3 protein-coding genes are annotated in these 3271 nt (G+C 56.0%); 2 read left to right on the forward strand and 1 reads right to left on the reverse strand.

Translation table 11 applies throughout. The features are described 5' to 3' along the window. A partial coding sequence (locus EOA38_RS31605) for an FAD-dependent oxidoreductase (protein ID WP_189435046.1) occupies positions 1-1438 on the forward strand: 1438 nt, incomplete at its 5' end. 311 nt (positions 1439-1749) lie between these two features. Here EOA38_RS31605 and EOA38_RS40635 read toward each other — a convergent pair. Beyond that, positions 1750-2223 (reverse strand): hypothetical protein, encoded by a 474-nt coding sequence (locus EOA38_RS40635; RefSeq protein ID WP_245480965.1) that lies wholly within the window; start codon positions 2221-2223, stop codon positions 1750-1752. 585 nt (positions 2224-2808) lie between these two features. Between EOA38_RS40635 and EOA38_RS31620 the strand changes: the two genes are divergently transcribed. Continuing rightward, positions 2809-3271: carbon-nitrogen hydrolase family protein (locus EOA38_RS31620; RefSeq protein ID WP_189435048.1), on the forward strand; the 463-nt coding region annotated here is incomplete at its 3' end.

The following is a 3271-nucleotide window of genomic DNA, read 5'->3' on the forward strand; positions in this document are numbered from 1 at the left end:
CGACGAAAATGCACGGCAAATCGATGTAGCAGGGTTGGCGCCTGATTTTTCCTTTGGACTTTTCCCCGATGCCTGGGATCAGCTTAACCCCTATGTCGAAAAGATAATCGAGAAGCTGCCGATCTTCGGCACCGCAGAGATCAAGAACTTTATCAATGGCCCGGAATCTTTTACCCCAGACCACCGCTATCTCCTTGGCGAATCTCGGGCGGTCCCGGGCTTTTACACGCTTGCCGGTATGAACTCCGGCGGAATCGGTGCGAGCCTGGGGGCAGGGCGTCAGCTTGCTGAGCTCATAATTAATGGGTCACCCACTGAGGATCTATCCTCGGTGGACGTCAACAGGTTCCAGGCGTTCGAAGGTTCGGAAGAGTGGGTTCGCCTCAGCGGGCCGGATCTGACCAGTAGTGGCTACTACTTTACCAATCCTGTCGTCGCCTATCCGGCCCGGAACGTCCGCTTGTCCCCTGTGCACCAGTTGTTGGATGCGCAAGAGGCCAGCTTTGAGCCGATCTGTGGCTGGGAAGTTGCTGCATATTTTGGGTCAAGTGGCCCCGAGCCGGTGCGATCTGAGTGCCAAAAGCTAGACTGTGCCGCGGGCCTCAGCGATCAGAGCTACTATGGCAAGATCAGGGTGGTTGGATACGGCGCTGGGAAAACGCTTGGTTTGTTGGCTTCACAGCAGACAAGCGAGGCAATTGCTGCCGGGCGCGCGGTGTTCGCCAACGAACGGGGCGGTATCGAAGGTATAGCTACAATAATTCCGCTTGGCATCGACGATAACCTCATTGTCGTCGAGCCGGAGGCGACCGCCCACCTGCTCGGCTTCCTCAAATCCAAGGCTCCTGATTTGAGGGTTGCTGAAGAAACGTCCGCATGGGCGTTGTTCGTCGTCGCCGGCCAGGCTGCCGCCGAAGCCGTGAAGGCGCTACATATCGCCCTGACTACGTCCGCTCAAGGGTTCGTCGGTTATGTCCCTGTGACCGTGGTGGAGCATGCAGCAGATTTTTCCATGCTGACGCCAACCGAGTATGCAGTTGGCTTGTATAAATCGATCTTGGCGCGAGCTGGAGCTGCGGTAGCCGAATTTGGGCCTGTGGGAAGCACGGCCATGGAACGGCGCCGGGTGGCTCATGGTGTCGCCCGCTGGGGTAGGGATGTCAATCCCTATCGTGCGGCCGACATTCTCGGAACCGAACGTGGTGCGCTGGAGAGGGTAATCTCCTTTAGCACGGTTGATGCTTCAGCCGAGACCCCGCAGGTTTACGCTCCCATATGGTCGGGCGGCATGTGTGTCGGCCACGTGACTTCCGTGGCTCCTTACAATGACAGGATCGCGATTATCGGAAGAGTTTTCGGCTCCTTAAGTGAAGATGAAATTGTTGTGGACACCGGAAATGACCTTATCCCCCTGACTCTGCACTACTCGAGGACCTAACGTGGAACATGGCACGGCTTGAAGATAACCGATGAAGCTTCGTGAATATTTACGATATGATGCCACAATCTGGCGGCCTTTCCTTAGTGGCGAACGTCATCGGGGCCCTTTACAGCCATACCCTGAACGTTCCGTCGTGCGTTGCGCGCGGGAACGACGCGACCTCCTGACCCGATATGTCGGTGAGATCGCGGCCATGAACGGACCGCAAGCGGCCGAACGGGACCTTCCTGTTCGCGAACTAATTTCGGCAGTAATCAAGCTTTTGCCATAAAGGCACGAAGTAATTTGCAAGTACAGTATACATAATATTATTGCAAAGGTGGCCAGTTGCGTGTCGAGCCATTCCGTTCCGCCCCCTGCGAAGTTGGGCTTTCACGATCAAAAGCGCGCTCAATCCGACCGCTAAGCGAAGTTACTATTGAAATCTTGAAATTGACGTAAAGCTTAGATTCGCGCTCATCGTGAATATATTGGTCCCTAAGACCATACAGCAAGAGACGCTTTCCTTGTCCGCCGCAACAACCGCCGGGCACAACCCACCGACATAGCCAAAGATGATAACTGGCGAAATAAGTTCCGAGAAACTTATAAGCGCGGCGTGCGCTGCTCACGACGAGTTCAACCCTCGCATAAATGCTGTTATCGAGTTCTACGAGGATTCTGAGACTGTCGCTGGTTCCAACAATGGCTTTTTTCAGGGCGTCCCCTTCCTCCGAAAGGACCTCGGCCATACGGAAGCTGGCCGGCTGCAGGAACAAGGAAGTCTCCCGTTCGAAGGTCATCGCTCATCGCTCCGACATCGAAAGCGCCTTCTCTCAAGTTGCCCGCGATGCCAGCCTGCGCACCATCGGCAGGACGGCAATGCCAAGATAGATGGAAGGGAGACCGAAAGCGTCCGTCACGACGTCACACGCGATCCTCGGGATTTAAGCTGTACGGTCGGCGGCACGTCTGGCGGAGCCGCCGCAGTGGCCGCTGCTATAACGCCGATTGCGCGTGGAAACGACTCAGGTGCCTCAATACGCGGGCATCGCCGGGATTGAGACCAGCGAAGGCATTAAGCGCTAACGGATGGCCCGCGCGCCAACGCTTTTGTGAAGAAACGCATGGCGGCCGGGAAAAAGCCCGGCGGCTGCGTGCGCATCCCGTTAGCACGGTCGAACCAATCAACTGCGCACCTGCCGCACTAACGAACCAGCATATCGCCGCGTTTATCGAGACAGCAATTGGGGCGACCTGCGCTACCGGTCGCATAATCAATCATCGTCGCCAATAAATATTTCCGGATTTCGCCGACTTATTTTTCATGCGATCCATAGACAGCTTGCCAGTGACCCAGTTAATTTCCCTCATCAAGGATGATCTACATGCCCCAAACCGTAATCGCCACCTGTGCGTTTCCGGGCACATACGACGTGGACAAAAACCTAGACCTACACCTATCCTATATCAAGGAGGCTGCTGATGCGGGTGCTTCTCTTGTCGTCTTTCCCGAGACGAGCTTGCAAGGCTACCCGGCGATTCTGCGCTTAGAAGAGATTGAGGACGCTACCACAAAAGCTCGGCGCACAGCCGAGTCAGTCCCGGATGGCCCAACAGTACAACGCCTAATAACCGCTGCCATGGAGCACAACATCCACGTTGTCTTTGGCCTCACTGAGGCTGGCAAGCAGCCAGGCATCCTCTACAATACCCTAGTGCTCGCGGGGCCGCAGGGATATATCGGGGCGTATCGCAAGGTCCACCTCACCCACGAAGAGAAATATATCTACCGGCCGGGCGACCATTGGCCAGTTTTTGACACGGCCCTTGGCAAAGTCGGCCTGCTGA

It is taken from the genome of Mesorhizobium sp. M1E.F.Ca.ET.041.01.1.1 (assembly GCF_003997355.1).
In the GTDB taxonomy this organism is placed as follows: domain Bacteria; phylum Pseudomonadota; class Alphaproteobacteria; order Rhizobiales; family Rhizobiaceae; genus Mesorhizobium.